The 17,564-nt window shown below is 43.8% G+C and carries 16 protein-coding genes; 1 reads left to right on the forward strand and 15 read right to left on the reverse strand.

From position 1 onward, the window contains the following. From flgC to sucC, 10 genes are all read right to left on the reverse strand, one after another. On the reverse strand, positions 1-459 hold the full coding sequence (gene flgC / locus M3180_RS01680) for a flagellar basal body rod protein FlgC (RefSeq protein ID WP_251665487.1): 459 nt from the start codon (positions 457-459) through the stop codon (positions 1-3). Between the two features lie 19 nt (positions 460-478). Next, positions 479-895 carry a flagellar basal body rod protein FlgB gene (flgB, locus tag M3180_RS01685; protein ID WP_251665488.1) on the reverse strand — a complete coding sequence of 139 codons (417 nt, stop codon included), beginning with the start codon at positions 893-895 and terminating at the stop codon, positions 479-481. Between the two features lie 217 nt (positions 896-1,112). Then, positions 1,113-1,883, reverse strand: a complete 771-nt coding sequence (codY, locus tag M3180_RS01690; protein WP_251665489.1) for a GTP-sensing pleiotropic transcriptional regulator CodY — start codon at positions 1,881-1,883, stop codon at positions 1,113-1,115. A 28-nt stretch (positions 1,884-1,911) separates the two neighbouring features. Continuing rightward, a complete protein-coding gene (hslU, locus tag M3180_RS01695; protein WP_251665490.1) occupies positions 1,912-3,315 on the reverse strand; it encodes an ATP-dependent protease ATPase subunit HslU in 1,404 nt (467 codons plus the stop codon). A 25-nt stretch (positions 3,316-3,340) separates the two neighbouring features. Next, a complete protein-coding gene (gene hslV, locus M3180_RS01700) occupies positions 3,341-3,883 on the reverse strand; it encodes an ATP-dependent protease subunit HslV (protein ID WP_251665491.1) in 543 nt (180 codons plus the stop codon). Positions 3,884-3,945: 62 nt separating this feature from the next. Continuing rightward, positions 3,946-5,259: an FADH(2)-oxidizing methylenetetrahydrofolate--tRNA-(uracil(54)-C(5))-methyltransferase TrmFO gene (gene trmFO, locus M3180_RS01705; protein WP_251665492.1), complete on the reverse strand. Its 1,314-nt coding sequence runs from the start codon at positions 5,257-5,259 to the stop codon at positions 3,946-3,948. 85 nt (positions 5,260-5,344) lie between these two features. Beyond that, positions 5,345-7,435, reverse strand: coding sequence for a type I DNA topoisomerase (topA, locus tag M3180_RS01710; RefSeq protein ID WP_251665493.1), 2,091 nt, complete (start codon positions 7,433-7,435; stop codon positions 5,345-5,347). Between the two features lie 25 nt (positions 7,436-7,460). Continuing rightward, entirely contained in the window at positions 7,461-8,585 is a 1,125-nt protein-coding gene (dprA, locus tag M3180_RS01715; RefSeq protein ID WP_251665494.1) for a DNA-processing protein DprA, read from the reverse strand. A 184-nt stretch (positions 8,586-8,769) separates the two neighbouring features. Then, complete coding sequence (gene sucD / locus M3180_RS01720) at positions 8,770-9,702, reverse strand: succinate--CoA ligase subunit alpha (protein WP_251665495.1); 933 nt, start codon at positions 9,700-9,702, stop codon at positions 8,770-8,772. Positions 9,703-9,752: 50 nt separating this feature from the next. Next, a complete protein-coding gene (sucC, locus tag M3180_RS01725) occupies positions 9,753-10,913 on the reverse strand; it encodes an ADP-forming succinate--CoA ligase subunit beta (RefSeq protein ID WP_251665496.1) in 1,161 nt (386 codons plus the stop codon). A gap of 293 nt (positions 10,914-11,206) precedes the next feature. Here sucC and M3180_RS01730 point away from each other — a divergent pair, with 293 nt between their 5' ends. Continuing rightward, a complete protein-coding gene (locus M3180_RS01730; protein WP_251665497.1) occupies positions 11,207-12,727 on the forward strand; it encodes a YifB family Mg chelatase-like AAA ATPase in 1,521 nt (506 codons plus the stop codon). A 210-nt stretch (positions 12,728-12,937) separates the two neighbouring features. Here M3180_RS01730 and M3180_RS01735 read toward each other — a convergent pair whose 3' ends face one another. The 5 genes from M3180_RS01735 to ylqF all read right to left on the reverse strand — a co-directional run bounded on the left by M3180_RS01735 (position 12,938) and on the right by ylqF (position 17,559). After that, the gene (locus M3180_RS01735; protein WP_251665498.1) at positions 12,938-13,312 is read right to left on the reverse strand and encodes a YraN family protein; all 375 of its coding nucleotides are present in this window, start codon (positions 13,310-13,312) and stop codon (positions 12,938-12,940) included. After that, positions 13,302-13,598, reverse strand: coding sequence for an EscU/YscU/HrcU family type III secretion system export apparatus switch protein (locus M3180_RS01740; protein WP_251665499.1), 297 nt, complete (start codon positions 13,596-13,598; stop codon positions 13,302-13,304). The genes M3180_RS01735 and M3180_RS01740 overlap by 11 nt, the downstream gene beginning before the upstream one ends. Further along, positions 13,595-15,859: a TP0910 N-terminal domain-containing protein gene (locus tag M3180_RS01745; protein ID WP_251665500.1), complete on the reverse strand. Its 2,265-nt coding sequence runs from the start codon at positions 15,857-15,859 to the stop codon at positions 13,595-13,597. The genes M3180_RS01740 and M3180_RS01745 overlap by 4 nt, the downstream gene beginning before the upstream one ends. 145 nt (positions 15,860-16,004) lie before the next feature. Next, positions 16,005-16,670: a ribonuclease HII gene (rnhB, locus tag M3180_RS01750; protein ID WP_251665501.1), complete on the reverse strand. Its 666-nt coding sequence runs from the start codon at positions 16,668-16,670 to the stop codon at positions 16,005-16,007. 1 nt (position 16,671) lies between these two features. Beyond that, a complete protein-coding gene (ylqF, locus tag M3180_RS01755) occupies positions 16,672-17,559 on the reverse strand; it encodes a ribosome biogenesis GTPase YlqF (RefSeq protein WP_251665502.1) in 888 nt (295 codons plus the stop codon). Positions 17,560-17,564: the final 5 nt, after the last annotated feature.

The raw sequence follows: 17,564 nt of genomic DNA on the forward strand, positions 1-17,564 counted from the left end.
TTATTTCCCCAACTCCAATGCCTTTACAAACATAGATTTGGTAGCATTCAGTGCTGTTACATTCGATTCATAAGCCCGAACAGCTGCAATCATATCAACCATTTCTGTCGCGATATCAACATTAGGCATATGTACATAACCATCCGCATTCGCATCGGGATGCGATGGATTATATACCAACTTCGTTGGTGAGGAGTCTTCCATTATTTTAGCTACGCTGACTCCCTTTAATTTATTTGATTCATCTTTCCCATCTAACGCCTTATTAAATAGCTGAGAAAATGATTGCTCATTTGAATTCATCACGACAAGCTTACGTTTATACGGGACATATTCCCCATTTACAAAATCTGCTCTAGTCGTTTCAGCATTTGCGATATTTGATGAAATTACATCCATCCGCATTCTATTCGCTGTTAACGCAGAAGCACTAATATCGAAACCATTCGTAATCTTCATGTATACTTACCTCCTGAACCTATTTCGCTCCTGTAATTGCGATTCTCATCATAGAAAAATCGTGATTCAGCTGCTGAACATATAGGTTGTAATTTAATTGGTTTTTAGCTAGCAGTGCCATTTCTGCATCTAAATCGACATTATTCTTCGTCGTGTTGTTCATTGATGTCGATTGATCTGTAACAAGCTTAGCAGTTGGCAAGCCTAAATTACCTTTACCAATGGAGATATGCTTTTCATGGGTACGATTACCTTGGATTTTTTCGTTCGATTTACCCATTTGTTGGGCAATTAAGTCCTCAAAAACTAATTCGGAACGCTTAAAATTAGGTGTTTCAGCATTTGCTATGTTATTGGATATCACACGTTGCCTAGCTTCAGCAGTAAAAAGGGCAGATTCCATACGCTGAAAAGAAGCGTTATTGACAAGTTTCACTAAGTTTCACCACTCTCTTTCATACTTGCTAATAGGAATTATTCAACACGAATCCACAAAATCCTTTATTTTTATACAGAAACATTAAAAAAATATAATAATAAGTCGAAACATATAACTACATTTTCTTTAATTCCAGCTAATTACACAATAAGAAAAAAGCCCTAACTTCTACAAGAGTTAGGGCTTTATAACCACATTGAATATTTCCTTTTTATTAAGCTTTATTCTTCTCAAGCTCTTGAAGCAACTGATGATTAAGTATTTTAATGTATGTGCCTTTCATGCCTAGAGACCTCGTCTCAATTACCCCTGCGCTTTCCAGCTTTCTCAGGGCATTTACGATGACAGAGCGTGTAATTCCTACTCGGTCAGCGATTTTGGAGGCAACTAACAAGCCTTCCTTACCTTCAAGCTCCTCAAAAATATGCTCGACAGCTTCAAGCTCACTATAGGACAACGAGCCAATTGCAACCGATACTACCGCTCGGCTTCGCGCCTCTTGCTCAACCTCTTCCGTTCTTTCCCTTAAAATTTCCATTCCGACTATAGTACTACCGTACTCTGCCAGCACTAAATCGTCATCAGTCAAGCTTTCTGATTGGCGCATGAGGAGTAGAGAGCCTAATCGATCACCACCACCAATAATTGGTACTATAGCCATAGTTTCCATCATGCCTAATCTACTAATGATGTCTGACTGCATCGCGGATGGAGTTAAATTTATGTTTGTTTCATCTATACGTAGCATCATATTGTTCATCTCGTTCGAGAAACGCAGTTCCTCTGTCTGTAAAGAACGTAAATAGTCATGTGCGTGAACATCTAGTGCTGCGCACCCTAATATTTTGCCACGACGACTTGTAACAAACACATTTGCTAATATAGTGGAGCTTAATACTTCTGCCATTTCTCTAAAGCTAACCGGCTTACCTGCAGCTCGCTGCAACAGTCGATTTAATGTTCGTGTTTTGCTCAATAGACTCATTACGAAGTGCCTCCTAAAACTGTTCCTGCTACAATATATATTGACTTAGATCTCGATCTTTAGCAATACCTCCCAGTTTAGCTTTTACGTATTCAGGAGTAATCGTCATATGCTCCAGCGTAAGCTCAGGGGCTTCAAAGGAAAGATCCTCAAGCAGCTTCTCGAGAATTGTATGCAAACGTCTCGCTCCAATGTTCTCCATATTACGGTTGACCTCAGCCGCGATGGCTGCGAGCTCTCTAATCGCTTCCTCTGAAAATTCAATGGTTATGCCTTCTGTTTCAAGTAACGCCGTATACTGCTTCGTCAGTGCATTTTGGGGCTCTGTTAAAATACTTACAAAGTCATCTTCAGAAAGAGATGTAAGTTCAACACGAATTGGAAAGCGCCCTTGAAGTTCAGGTATAAGATCAGACGGCTTAGCAATGTGGAATGCACCTGCCGCTACAAAAAGTATGTAGTCGGTTTTAACAGGGCCATACTTCGTTATAACCGTCGAGCCTTCGACAATCGGCAAAATGTCACGCTGCACACCCTCACGCGACACATCCGGTCCTGAGCCGCGAGAAGGGGCAGCGATTTTATCAATCTCATCGATGAAGATGATACCGCTTTGCTCAGCGCGTACAACGGATTCAGCGATAACTTCGTCCATATCGATCAATTTATTCGCCTCCTGCTGAGTAAGCACTTTTCTAGCTTCCTTCACAGGCAGACTTCTCTTTCTAGGCTTTTTAGGCATCAATGATCCTAGCAGGTCCTGCATGTTCATTCCCATACTATCCATGCCTTGACCGCCTGCTAGCATATCCATCATCGATGGCGAGTTATCCTCTACTTCGATTTGTATCTTTTCATTTTCTAGCTTTCCTGCTGCTAAATCTTCACGAACCTTAGCTCTTCGTTCATGTAGTCCTTGATCTACGGCGGAGTCCTTTTCATCATCTTGCTCTGACTGCATATTGCCAAACAACATTTCGAATGGGTTTTTATTCGACTTCTGCTTTACCTGTGCTGGTGCTAGCAAATCAACAATGCGCTCATTTGCAAGCTTTTCAGCTTCGTCCTGCACATAGACGACCTTTTCAGCTTTAACCATTCGAATAGCAGTCTCAACCAGGTCTCTAACCATGGACTCTACGTCACGACCAACGTAGCCGACTTCCGTAAATTTTGTTGCTTCAACCTTAACGAATGGTGCTTTAACTAGCTTTGCTAGACGTCTAGCAATTTCCGTTTTACCGACACCTGTTGGACCGATCATAAGAATATTTTTAGGAACGATCTCATCACGTAAGCTTTCATCAAGATTACTTCTACGATAGCGATTGCGCAGCGCAACAGCTACAGAACGTTTTGCTTCTTTTTGACCTACAATATATTTATCAAGCTCTGCAACGATTTCTCGCGGTGTTAATGCCTTGTTATTCATACACATCCCCCCACTTTCGATAAGATCAGATTTCTTCCACTATAATGTTATGGTTCGTATATACACAAATTTCTGCAGCAATATCTAGCGCACCTCTTGCCATATCCTTTGCTTCCAGATCTGTTGCATGACGCTTCAAAGCACGTGCAGCTGCAAGCGCAAAACTTCCTCCAGAACCAATAGCAATTACATCATCATCTGGCTCGATAATTTCTCCGTTTCCAGATATAAGCAGCATGCCTGACTTATCCATTACAATCATCATCGCTTCAAGCTTACGGAGTACACGATCGGAGCGCCACTCCTTAGCCAGCTCAACAGCAGCCCGTTGTAGGTTACCATGATGCTCTTCCAGCTTCGCTTCGAATTTTTCAAATAACGTAATGGCGTCTGCTACTGATCCTGCAAATCCAGCGACAACCTGTCCACGATATAAGCGTCGAACCTTTTTAGCTGTTCCTTTCATAACCATTGAATTTCCAAAGGTTACCTGTCCATCGCCGGCAATCGCTCCCTTGCCGTTATGTCTGACTGCACAAATTGTTGTGGCGTGAAATTGCATCTCCATCGTTCGTTTTCCCTCCTAATTAGTTGTTATCTTCAATAAGCACACTACAAATAGATAACAAATTATACATGTTGCTGTTTAAATTGCTCGATTTGCGCCAATGCTCGATTAGCAATAGCTTCATTTTTTTCCTTCTTATTTCGAATTTTATTCTCAAGAGGTGGAAAAAGACCGAAGTTTGCGTTCATCGGCTGAAAATGTTTAAAGTCAGCAGTCGTAATATAATGAGCCATGCTTCCCAGTGCTGTTTCCTTAGGCACTTCAACTAACGCTTCACCCTTAGCAAGCTTAGCAGCGTTGATGCCAGCAATTAAGCCTGATGCAGCAGATTCAACATAGCCTTCTACCCCAGTCATCTGGCCAGCAAAAAATAAATTCTCACGTTTCTTTGTTTGATAAGTCGCCTTTAATAGGCTTGGCGAGTTAATGAACGTGTTGCGGTGCATAACACCGTAGCGAACAAACTCTGCGTTTTCAAGCCCAGGAATCATCTGGAATACTCTTTTCTGCTCTCCCCACTTCAAATGCGTTTGGAAGCCTACCATATTATATAGCGTTCCAGCAGCATTATCCTGTCTTAACTGAATCACGGCGTGAGGGATTTTTCCTGTGTGCGGATTAACGAGACCAACTGGCTTCATAGGGCCAAACAGTATCGTTTGTTTCCCGCGAGTAGCCATTACCTCGATCGGCATACAGCCCTCAAAGTAAATCTCTTTTTCGAATTCTTTTAGCTGCGCCACCTCTGCTGTAATTAACGCATCGTAAAATGCATTGAATTCTTCTTCAGTCATCGGACAGTTCAGATAAGCGGCTTCGCCTTTATCGTAGCGTGAAGCTAAGTATACTTTGCTCATATCGATAGAATCTTTTTCGATTATCGGCGCTGCTGCATCATAGAAGTAGAAATACTCTTCACCAAGTAGGCCTTTAATCTCATTAGATAATGCTTCCGCAGTCAGTGGGCCCGTTGCAATGACGACGATGCCATCCTCAGGTATTTTAGTCACTTCTTCATTTTTAACTTCAATTAACGGATGATTGCGCAGGCGGTTAGTCACTTCAGCTGAAAAGCCTTCACGATCTACCGCTAATGCACCGCCAGCAGGAACCGCATGCTGATCTGCACTGCTAATAATAATTGAATCAAGAATACGCATTTCTTCCTTAAGTACGCCGACCGCATTCGTCAGCCCGTTTGCTCTTAAGCTATTACTGCATACAAGCTCAGCAAATTGATTGGTGTGATGAGCAGGCGTTTTTGTTACTGGTCTCATTTCGTAGAGTACGACCTCTACCCCTTGATTTGCGATTTGCCATGCTGCTTCACTGCCTGCTAAACCCGCTCCAATGACGGTAACCTTTTGTTTATTCAATGACTTCCATCTCCTCATCTGACTTTACGTATAGAAAGACAATATCCTCCCAGGTAGGGAGGATGATTCGTCGTATTAGCTGTTATTAATCCTCGTGCTCTTCCACGATTTCTTCCGTAAAATCGCAACCTGTACATTGTAATCTTGCACCGTTGCGATTACGTTTTTCTACTAATGTCTGATCACAATTCGGACATTTTCTGTTCGTAGGCTTATCCCATGACACATAATCGCATTCAGGATACGTATCGCAGCCATAAAAAATTCTACCTTTTTTGCTACGACGCTCTACAATATGTCCTTTGTTACATTTCGGACACACAACGCCAATCTCTTTTACGATCGGTTTTGTATTCCGGCAATCTGGAAAGCCTGAGCAAGCAAGAAATCTTCCAAATCTCCCCATTTTGTAGACAAGAGGCTTGCCACACTTTTCACAAAGCTCATCAGACACTTCGTCTTGAATTTCGATTTCCTTCATTTCTTCTTCAGCAACCTGAAGTCGCTTTTCAAAGGTTTCGTAAAAATCACTCAATACTTTAACCCAGTCCTCTGTTCCTTCTTCTACATGGTCTAGATTATCTTCCATATTTGCTGTGAATTCTACATTTAGAATTTCCGGGAAAAACTCTTCCATTAATTGATTAATTAATTCTCCGAGCTCAGTAGGGAAAAACTTTTTCTCTTCAAGCGCAACATAGCCACGTTTCTGTACCGTCTCTAGCGTTGGAGCGTACGTACTTGGTCTGCCTATTCCAAGCTCCTCAAGTGCTCTAACTAGCCTTGCTTCTGTATAGCGCGGTGGCGGCTGAGTGAAATGCTGCTTCGGATCAATATCTGCAGGCGATAGCTTCTCATCTTTTTCTAATGCTGGTAAGAAGGTGTATTCCTCAACAGTCCCATCATCATTACCTTCTACATAGACCTTCATGAAGCCGGCAAATTTAATTTTAGAGCCTGTAGAGCGGAAGGTTGCCTCTCCAACTTTAAAATCTACAGTCATTGTATCCAGTACAGCTGAAGACATTTGACTGGAAGCAAAACGGTCCCAAATTAATTTGTATAGACGGAACTGATCACGAGATAAGAAGGGCTTCATCGTTTCAGGGTCGCGATAAATAGAAGTTGGTCGAATCGCTTCATGCGCGTCTTGTGCACCGCTGTTCTTCTTCGTATATTGTCTAGCTTCTGCCGGAATATAGTCTGCACCATACTTCTCAGTCACATAGGTTCGAGCTTCTTCTTGTGCTACAGGTGAAATACGCGTCGAGTCCGTTCTCATATAAGTAATTAGACCGACTGTACCCTCCTTGCCAAGCTCAACCCCTTCATAGAGCTGCTGCGCTACCGACATCGTCTTCGACGCTCTGAATCCAAGCTTTCTTGCTGCTTCCTGCTGCAGCGAGCTCGTAATAAATGGTGGAGAGGGATGACGAAGTCTTTCTTTCTCCTTCACCTCTGCTACCGTAAAGCTTTCATTCTTTATGAAGCTTAATACTTCATTGACTTCGGCTTCATTGTTTAATTCTTTTTTCTTTCCATTTAATCCGTAGAACTTTGCATCGAATGATTGACCACGATGCTCCAGCTTCGCCGTAATGGACCAATATTCCTCCGGTACGAACGCATCGATTTCATTTTCACGATCAATGATGAGCTTCACGGTAACAGACTGTACACGTCCAGCTGACAAGCCCTTTTTTACTTTCTTCCATAATAGAGGACTTATTTTATAACCGACGAAGCGGTCAAGTATACGTCTTGCTTGTTGAGCATTTACAAGATCCATATTTATTTGTCTAGGTGTCTTGAATGCTTCCTTTACTGCTTGCTTTGTAATTTCATTAAATACGACGCGACACGGCTCTGTACCATCAACCTCAAGATAATGAGCAAGATGCCATGCAATCGCTTCTCCTTCGCGATCGGGGTCGGCCGCTAGATAAACACGTTTAACTTTTTTACTTGCATCCTTTAGTTCTTTAAGTATCGACCCTTTCCCGCGGATCGTTATATACTTTGGACTAAAATTATTTTCCACATCAACACCAAATTGACTTTTAGGTAAATCACGTATATGTCCCATGGACGCTTTCACAATATATTTGCTACCTAAATATTTACCAATCGTTTTGGCTTTGGCGGGTGATTCTACTATTACTAACGAATCTGCCATTCGAGGTGCCTCCTCTTGAAACAAGTTACAATGCGTGATATATCGATCCAGGCTGTAGCTCTATGATTTGTTTTATACATAAATTTAGCAGAAGAACATTCAAATGTCCAAACGGGATTAATGTGTGTTCATGAATTTCGTTTATCGAGCGGGGCTGTTCTGTAATAAATGTATAGATCATTTGTTCTTCATCAGATAATATAAGATTCTGTTGTCGAACGCCCTGTTCTTCATTCAAGGAATTTTCATTACGGTTCACATTCTCGTTCAACCATGGTAGCTCTTCAAACAGCTGCTGTGAGGACAATAGCATTCTAGCATATCCTTTCTCAATAAGAAAGTTTGGTCCTTCACTTTTGTTAGAAAAAATCGAGCCTGGTACTGCAAATAATTCTCGGTCCATATCCATTGCATGTCTAGCTGTAATCATGGAACCACTTTTTTTCTCACCTTCAATAATGATCGTTGCACAGCTTAAGCCAGCAATTATTCGATTGCGTTGATGAAACTGTCCTGGATGTATAGGAGAGCTTAACATGCTCTCAGATAGAAGCAGCCCTTCACTTGCTAGCTGCTCATATAATGCATAATTGTTTGCTGGATAGCATTGATTAATCGCGCTAGGCAGCACTGCAATTGTACTCGCGTGGTGAACGGCAGCGTGCTTATGAGCAATCGTATCAATACCGTTGGCGAAGCCACTTACGATGGAGATGCCTGCTTCTGCGAACTGTTCACTAAACTGCTTCGTACATCGTATGCCATAGGAAGTCGGATATCTAGTACCAACAATCGCAATAGCATCACGCTTCAGCAGCTCTAACCGCCCTTTTACAAATATAACCCATGGCGGCTGCGCAATATGCTTTAACCGCTCAGGATAATGATCATCCCAGATTGAGATGGAGTGAAAAGGCTGCTTGGCTTCTCTTTCGAGTAATTCATCGATACTAGGCTGAACATAGTCTAGTTGAAATTGACAGAGACGCTGAGCATGCTTCTTCTGGAAGCCAAGCTCCTGAAGCTGCTCCTCTGACCAATGATTAGACATTAATATATCGTGCTTCAGCATACGTTCTACACTGTGCCAGCCTATTCCTTCAAGCTTCATAAGCTCAATAACATAGTGCTTTAACTGTAGTTTATCCATGGATTCACCCTCATAAGGAGCAAATCTTGCAAACACCTCTTCATTGTGCCTTATTTATATTAGTAATTGCAAGTATTGCTCTAGAATTAGATTAAATTTTCTAACAAATTAGACAAATAGATAAAAAAGAAGCCTTATCTCCGTTAACAGAGATAAGGCTTCTTGCCTATCATACCCTATACATTTACTTAACCGTTCTTACTTTATCAAGCATGCCTTTGTCTTCAAGCAGGCTCACAAGCGTAGATCCCATCTCGGATGGAGTTGGAGCAACGCGTACACCACATGCTTCTAATGTAGCGATCTTTTCGGCTGCTGTTCCTTTTCCGCCTGAGATGATCGCTCCCGCATGACCCATACGTTTCCCTGGAGGTGCAGTAGCGCCACCAATGAAGCCTACAACTGGCTTCGTCATATTCGCTTTGATCCATTCTGCTGCTTCTTCCTCGGCAGTACCACCGATTTCACCGATCATAATAACTGCATGCGTATCAGGATCTTCATTGAAGCGATGCAGAATATCGATGAACTCAGAGCCTTTAACCGGGTCACCGCCAATACCAACAGCAGTTGATTGACCGATGCCGCGTGTCGTAAGCTGATGAACCGCTTCATACGTCAATGTACCAGAGCGAGAAACAACCCCAACATGACCTGGTGTATGAATGTAGCCTGGCATAATACCAATCTTACATTCGCCTGGCGTAATGACACCTGGACAGTTAGGTCCAATTAGAATAGAGCTTTTGCCTTCCATATAGCGCTTAACCTTTACCATATCAAGCACAGGAATGCCTTCTGTAATACAAATAACAAGCTCAATGCCTGCGTCAACCGCTTCAATAATTGCTTCCGCAGCAAATGCTGGTGGAACGTAAATAACTGAAGCTGTTGCACCTGTTGCTTGAACCGCTTGATCCACTGTATTGAATACAGGCAAGGAAACAACGGAGCCATCCTCAAGTGTAATTTCAACATTGGTACCGCCTTTACCTGGTGTTACGCCGCCCACCATTTGCGTACCGTAATCAAGGGCGCCCTTGGCATGGAATAATCCCGTCGCGCCAGTAATTCCTTGTGTAATTACTTTTGTATCACGATTTACTAAAATTGCCACTTAACCCACATCCTCTGAATGTTTTCGTGTTTAAGCTATGTCTCAATCAACTATTGCACCAGTGCGACAATCTTCTGAGCACCGTCAGCCATGGAATCAGCCGCTACAATGTTTAGGCCGGATTCATTTAGAATTTTCTTTCCGAGCTCAACATTCGTTCCTTCAAGGCGAACAACAAGCGGACGATCTAGGCCTACTTGCTTAGCAGCCTCAACTACACCGTTGGCGATAACGTCACAACGCATAATACCGCCAAAAATGTTCACGAAAATACCTTTTACTTTTTCATCAGATAGAATAATCTTAAATGCTTCTGTTACTTTTTCAGTTGTAGCACCGCCACCAACGTCAAGGAAGTTAGCCGGTTCGCCGCCGTAATATTTAATAATATCCATCGTCGCCATTGCTAGACCTGCACCATTAACCATGCAGCCAATGTTGCCATCAAGCGCGATGTAGCTTAGGTCGAATTTGGATGCTTCGATTTCCTTCGGATCTTCTTCATCAAGATCACGCAGCTCTAATATGTCCTTATGACGGAACAAAGCATTGGAATCAAAGTTAAGCTTTGCGTCCAGCGCCATAACTTGTCCATCACCTGTAACAACAAGTGGGTTAATTTCGGCAATAGAGCAATCTTTTTCCACGAAAGCGCTATACAAACTAAGGATAAATTTGGCTGCCTTGTTAATTAGCTCATTCGGAATGTTAATCGCATATGCTAATTTGCGTGCTTGATAAGCCTGCAAACCAATTGCTGGATCAACGACTTCTTTGAAGATTTTCTCTGGAGTTTGAGCAGCTACTTCTTCAATTTCTGTGCCGCCCTCTTCTGATGCCATAATTACGACACGACCAGTTACTCGATCAAGCACTACACCAATATAGTACTCTTTCTTAATGTCGCAGCCTTGTTCAATTAGAAGTCTTTTTACTTCTTTGCCTTCAGGCCCTGTTTGATGAGTGACGAGCGTTTTACCTAAAATTTCAGAAGCGTATGTACGCACTTCATCTAGATTTTTAGCTACCTTGACGCCACCAGCTTTACCTCGGCCACCAGCATGAATTTGAGCTTTAACGACGACAACACCTGAGCCGAGCTCTTCTGCAGCCTTCACTGCTTCCTCAACTGTAAATGCAACCTTACCTTCAGGTACCACGACGCCGTATTGTTTTAGTACAGCTTTACCTTGATACTCATGGATGTTCATGTTGAAATCCTCCATTTCACTGACTTATTGCAGTAATATGTTCAAAGAAACTGCTTACATTGTAACATCTTTCTAGATTTTTATCCTCTCTTTCTTAAAAAATAGTGTGCTGTTTTTGCTATCATACTAATCTCAATTTGAGATTATAGCACGATTTACTACTAAATTTGACATCTCTTGCAGTTTTATTAAGATTTTATCGACTTCTTTATGCTATTACTATATGCTTTATGCTACAATAATAGAGTAATACATAGAAGTGAGGAAGCACCTCCATACATGGAGGTGTTTTTTTGTATACAGAAGTAAAAAGCGCCATCGTCGTTGGTGTTGATGGTGTAGGCATAACCGTTGAAGTCGATATATCTAGCGGCATCCCACAAATTGCCGTAGTCGGTCTGCCCGATTCAGCGGTTAGAGAGTCCGTAGACCGAGTACGTTCGGCTATTCGGAACAGCGGGTTTCAGTTCCCACTGGAGCGGATTACGATTAATCTTGCACCTGCTGCAATACGAAAGGAAGGGACCAGCCTTGATCTTGCGATTGCGGCAGGCTTACTGCAAGCCTCCGGCCAGCTGGAAACTGACCTAACTCAGATGCTGCTTATAGGCGAGCTGTCCCTGGATGGTACGGTACGTCCAATTCATGGTGTACTGGCAATGATGCAATATGCAAAGCAGTCAGGCTTTAGTAAAATGATCCTGCCTGCTGGTAACGAGCATGAGGCACGAATGTTGTCAGGAATGGATATTTGCAGCATTACACACCTTAGTGAGCTCAAGGAGCTAACTTTTCAGACATCCGAATCGTTGAAAACACAGTCTGACTTGGTATCTAATGAGCCAACATCCATGCTTGATCTAACCGATATCGTCGGACAACAGGAAGCGAAGCGAGCATTACTTATCGCTGCTGCAGGGCGGCACAATATCATTGTATCAGGACCACCAGGCGTTGGAAAAACGATGCTGATGCGCCGATTGCCTACAATACTACCAGAGCTCTCAGAGCTTGAAGCGCTTGAAGTGATGAAAATTTATAGCGTTGCGGGCAAGCTGTCTTTAAGTGATAGCACACTGAAGCGACAGCCTCCTTTTCGGGCGCCACACCATTCGATCTCTACTGCTGGTCTTATTGGAGGAGGCGGCAACCCTAAGCCTGGCGAGGTTACGCTATCACATCATGGCGTACTGTTCTTAGATGAGCTCCCTGAATTTTCCCGGCAAGTGCTGGAGCTGCTCAGGCAGCCATTAGAGGAGCGAGCTGTGACGATCTCACGTGCAAGGCATCATATTACTTTCCCTGCCTCCTTCATGCTAGCTGCTTCCTGCAACCCGTGCCCTTGCGGCTATCACGGCTTTGCAACAGAACAAACTAGCTGCACATGCACACACCAAATGATTCAGCGCTATCGCTCGAAGCTTTCAGGTCCACTGCTTGATCGCATCGACATACAGCTGGATATCGGTCGTCCACAGACACTTGTCCACAACACTCAGGATCTAGCATATAGTTCTAAGGAACTGAAGGCTAAAGTTCTTAAAGCTATTGCCATTCAGCAGCAACGATATCATTCTGAACCTTATTCCTATAATAGTGAGCTTCCATCCTCCGCTTTAAAGGTCTACGCCCCGATCCCTAAGGAAGGCGCTGCACTTCTGGAGCATGCCTTCAACAAGCTCGGTCTAAGCATGCGCGGCTACAATCGCATCATTAAGATCGCTCGTACGATCGCCGATATTGAGGGCAACGACAGCATCCAGCTTCCTCATATTGCAGAAGCGATTCAATACCGCAAGCTGGATCTGTTTTAAGGCAGATATTACTGTGAAACTTCAATACACTTCAATAATACACTTCAAGACAATTGCAAAACTTTCAATTAAATTAATTCAATGAACAGTCCTTAGCACAATAAAAGGCATGTTTTCGGTGTCTCGAAAACATGCCTTTTATTATTATCCGATAGTTGATCAAGCATAGCGAATCACGTTTTATTTTCTTGCTTTAGAATTTTTCATAAGCTAGAACGCATGCTCGATATGTGTAGCGCTTAGTTGGTCTCCTGCTTTTTCTACTAATACAACATCAAAGCGTACGGACTGCTCCGCTAAACGATGCTGATAGAGATATATTTCTGCTATGCGCTTTACTTGGGTGCGCTTATGCACTGTGACTGCTTCAAGAACTGAGCCAAAGCGTTGCTCTTTGTTCTGTTGTAATGTGGAAATCGTTCGAGTACGAACCTCGACAAATACGACCACGTCGCCATCTCTAGCAACAAGATCCAGCTCTCCTGCTGGACATCGCCAATTGCGAGCAATGATCGTGAGTCCCTTCCTCCGCAATACTTGAGCCGCATAATTTTCTCCAAGCAACCCGATCTGCTTACGATTCATCATCATCCCACACTTTCGCACGATGATCGGCTCGATATACGAAGCTCAATATTTCCGCAACTACCGCAAAAAGCTCAGGTGGTATTTCTTGATCAATATCAAGCTTCGATAATACCTCTACTAGCGATTGATCCTCTTGGATCGGAACACCATTCTCCTTCGCTGATTCCAATATTCGTTCAGCAAGCTCTCCCTGACCTTTTGCAATAACGACAGGGGCAGAGCTAGTGAGAGGATCATATTTCATCGCCACTGCTTTTTTGAGCCTAGTCATTTTCTCATTCATACTTTAAAGTCTACTCCTTTATATCTAGTGGAGCTTAACTGATCGATGTCAGGTGGGATAATGACCGCTCTGCCCTCTTCTGGCTTTACAGTCTCATCCTCTTTTATCGGAACGGGTGTTGCTCTTACTGAGGATAGCATGTATCCATGGTCATACAATGCCTCGCTAATTTCTGGCTTAAGTGATTCGATAATCGGTGCCACTGCCGGATGATCGTTCCATAGATTAAGACTGACAATTTTATTGACGATGTTCATATCTACTAACGTCGGACCAAGCGATTTCATCTGCAGATCGAATACGATGCGACAATTTTCGGAGTCCAGCTCACCACGGCGATCTCTACGTGTTTGAATATGAACGGCTGCTGTCTGCCCATTGTTCGCATCCTTAATCGGGATGTACATCGTAATATGAGAGAACAATGAGTGATTCCGTTCTGCCGTCAGCATAAGCTGCTGACCTGTAATTGCATGAAGCAGCTGCTGAGCTGTCTCCTTGACCTGAACTGATACATCTGGCTGACCGAGCAATTGAATAATTGCCGACTTTATATTATCATGTGACGACTGTTGTAGCGATTGTTGAGTCCCCAACGTTGCTTGCTGCTGTACTTGGCTCAGCTCTTGCTGCGCACTGTTAACTGAAGCTTGCTGCACACTAAGCGGAGTCACCTGACTCGTAGACTGCTGCTGTGTTGAAGCAGCTCCACCTGCTTGATCATGCTGAAGCATAAGCTGTGCAGTGACTTGCCCTTGGACTGAACTTGGCGATTGACCTGCCTGCTGCGTAGTAGTGTTTGTCACTTGCTCTGCACTTGCTTGCTGCATAAGCTGGGCAGCGTTTGCCACTGGCTGAGTCGTTGTTGCAGCCATCGGCATAGCAGCTGATGCTGGTTGATTTGGAGGCTGCGTAGCCGTTTGAGCCCCCGACTGAGAAGGTTGCGACGTGCTAGTGTGAACTTGCTGCAGGCTCGACTGCTCAGCTGGTTGTGTCATTTGTGGTGCCGCCGTACCTTGTTGCTGCATTAGCTGCTTGCCTAGCGTCGCTTCATAATTCACTCCTAGCCATTTCAATAGCTGTGGTAATAGGCTCGAACCATTTCCAGATACATTCACGCCTGATTGGTTAGCTGCTGCAGGCTGTTGACCTGCTGACCCCTGTGACTGAGCTGTAGTGGAGGCTTGCCCGTTCAGTCCGTTAGACTCGCTAGTTTGCCACGACGCTGAAGCCTGCTGACTATGAGCCGCTGCGGACGTTGCTTGCAGTCCTGCGCCTTGCTGTAGTCCCGTTTGAGTGCCTACGGCGCTACCCTGTTGTGCTCCTGCTTGATTACCGACACCGCTCGCCTGCTGTGCACTCGCTTGATTACCAACAACGCCCTGCTGTTGTGTAGCTGCTTGACTGCCTACTCCGCTCAGCTGCTGTAAAGCTGCTTGATTACCTGTGCCGCTCGGTTGTTGAACTCCTGCTTGATTACTGACAACGCTCGGTTGCTGAGAAGCTTGAACCCCTACTCCGCCCTGTTGCTGTGAAGCTGCTTGATTACCTGTGCCGCTCGTCTGTGATTGCCCTATACCCGCAGACTGTGAAGGTAGTTGTCTTATTAGCTCCGCACCATCCTCTAGTAATGAAGCTAGCTGCGATATGATTGCATTCGTCGCTGGTGAAGCAGAATTATTTGGCACAGTTAGCAGTCCTCGCAGCTGCCCCAACAGCTCATGTGCCGGAGTACCGCTTTGCAGCTGATATATAGCAGAGATGGTAGCTGCACTCATCGGCAGCCCACGCTTGAATACCGTTGCAGCCGCCTGCATCCATTGTTCTTGATTCACACCTGCAGGCGCAAGCTGTGCTGCACGCTGAAATGCTGCAGCAGTCTCTTTATTTAAAGCAAATCCTTCTTTGCGTAAATCTTTAACAAGCTCATTGGCCCATGGTTTATCTGGCAGGTTCAAAGCTTTAAGGATGTCCTTCGTTGGATCCTGCAGTCCAATCGTTGTTGGATCGACCTGCTTTAGATGGATCTGCCCACCCCTTGAATCTGGTTGTACCTGTAGCAAAGAGGCCTGGCCTTCCATAATTGGCACCTCTAGCTTAGCTCTCACATGCACACCATTGATCGATACGGTAGCTTCATTGTTCGGATATTGCTGAAGCACTACCCCACGTACAATTTGACCTACACGTAGCTCCAAGGTCCTTACATCATTGCTTACCGCATCACCAAGGATGCCTTTCATACGATTAACGTTCAACAATAGCCGTTCACCTCTTTTCTTGCTACTATTTATTATCGGCTGAGCATGCTGTATTCGTGAAGATTCATCGTAATTTTGTTGCGCATATTTGTGTTAAAGGCCACATTATCTATATAAAAAACTAGCGATTAGCAGGTATTCCCTACTAATCGCTAGCTCTAGCTTGAACATTCATCCTATTCCACCTGTCCTCAAGCTGCTCACCGAGCAGTTTTCTGAGAAACGTCTTACGATGCATGGGCGTAGGCCCGTGCTCTAGGATCAATTCATTATGAAGCTTTGTACCATAGCCTTTATGCTTATCAAGCTGATACTCCGGATAGCGCTCGTTCCATTCATGCTTGCATAGACGATCCCTTGTAACCTTAGCAAGAATGGAGGCAGCACCGATAGACTGACTTTTGGCATCGCCTTTCACTATCGCCTCCTGTGGAATCGGCAGCTCAATCGTTTCAGCGTCAATTAACATATATTCTGGCTTGATTGTTAGCCCTTCAACAGCTTGCTTCATCGCAAGACGTGAGGCCTGCTTTATATTCATAATATCCACGATATGCGCTGGAATACATGCAATAGAGTAAGCAATGGCATGCTCAACAATTTGATCATACAGCTGTTCACGTTTTTTCTCGGATAGCTTCTTAGAATCATTAATTCCTTCCAAAACTAGCCCAGTCGGAAGGACAACTGCTGCAGATACTACATCCCCAAACAAACAGCCTCGACCTACCTCATCTACGCCCGCTATGAGCTCAATTCCTCGCTGCCATAGCTGCTTCTCAAAGGCTAATTGATCGATTATCTCTTCCATTTTAGACCTCTCTTACCGGCATATCGTCAAATGGAGCTTCAAGCGTAATTCGGCCAAGCTTTCCGGAACGAAGCTCACGCAAAATAATGCCCGATGTTTTTTCCAGATCGATTTGTCCACCACTGATTAGGCAGCCACGTTTTCGTCCGATCTCTTCCATGATGCGTACAATCTCCATATTGTTTTCGAGATCATTAGGCGGTTCATCTAGATCAAAACGTTCAGACAACGTGTCCCAATAACGGTCACATAATATCTTTACGGCTTGATAGCCAATATCGTCGATATTCAATATCTGCTCACGAATGGCTCCTGTTATAGCAAGACGATATCCAACGATCTGATCTTCAAATTTAGGCCATAAAATCCCTGGTGTATCAAGCAATTCAAGCTCATGATTCGTCTTAATCCATTGCTGTCCCTTCGTTACACCAGGCTTATCACCGGTAATCGCTACATTTCTGCCCGCCAAGCGATTAATTAACGTTGATTTTCCTACATTCGGTATCCCAACAATTAGACTCCGAACAGGTCTTGGACGCATTCCTTTTGCAATTTGTCTATCGATTTTTTCCTTAAGTATTTCCTTTGTGAGGGACGCTATTTGGTTCACGCCTGTCCCAGTACTGGAATCGACGATCGCACAAGTATGTCCTTCATGCTCAAAATATTGCTTCCACTGTTCATTCATTTGCGGATCAGCTAGATCTGACTTATTTAATATAATAAGTCGTGGCTTACCAAGCAATATTTCATCAATCATTGGATTGCGGCTAGAAATTGGAACACGTGCATCAAGCAGCTCGATTGCAATATCAATCAGCTTAAGCTTTTCTTGTATTTGTCGTTTCGCACGGGTCATATGACCAGGAAACCATTGAATTGCCATGTGCT

It is taken from the genome of Paenibacillus camelliae (genome assembly GCF_023715345.1).
In the GTDB taxonomy this organism is placed as follows: Bacteria; Bacillota; Bacilli; order Paenibacillales; family Paenibacillaceae; genus Pristimantibacillus; species Pristimantibacillus camelliae.

Bases quoted from the DNA above. Each gene is read 5' to 3' on its own strand.
- hslV (WP_251665491.1), bottom strand. From the start codon at position 3,883: ATGGAGATGCAATTTCACGCCACAACAATTTGTGCAGTCAGACATAAC.
- rnhB (WP_251665501.1), bottom strand. From the start codon at position 16,670: ATGGAAGAGATAATCGATCAATTAGCCTTTGAGAAGCAGCTATGGCAG.
- sucC (WP_251665496.1), bottom strand. From the start codon at position 10,913: ATGAACATCCATGAGTATCAAGGTAAAGCTGTACTAAAACAATACGGC.
- M3180_RS01740 (WP_251665499.1), bottom strand. From the start codon at position 13,598: ATGAATGAGAAAATGACTAGGCTCAAAAAAGCAGTGGCGATGAAATAT.
- topA (WP_251665493.1), bottom strand. From the start codon at position 7,435: ATGGCAGATTCGTTAGTAATAGTAGAATCACCCGCCAAAGCCAAAACG.
- ylqF (WP_251665502.1), bottom strand. From the start codon at position 17,559: ATGGCAATTCAATGGTTTCCTGGTCATATGACCCGTGCGAAACGACAA.
- flgC (WP_251665487.1), bottom strand. From the start codon at position 459: ATGAAGATTACGAATGGTTTCGATATTAGTGCTTCTGCGTTAACAGCG.
- dprA (WP_251665494.1), bottom strand. From the start codon at position 8,585: ATGGATAAACTACAGTTAAAGCACTATGTTATTGAGCTTATGAAGCTT.
- hslU (WP_251665490.1), bottom strand. From the start codon at position 3,315: ATGAATAACAAGGCATTAACACCGCGAGAAATCGTTGCAGAGCTTGAT.
- M3180_RS01735 (WP_251665498.1), bottom strand. From the start codon at position 13,312: ATGAATCGTAAGCAGATCGGGTTGCTTGGAGAAAATTATGCGGCTCAA.
- codY (WP_251665489.1), bottom strand. From the start codon at position 1,883: ATGAGTCTATTGAGCAAAACACGAACATTAAATCGACTGTTGCAGCGA.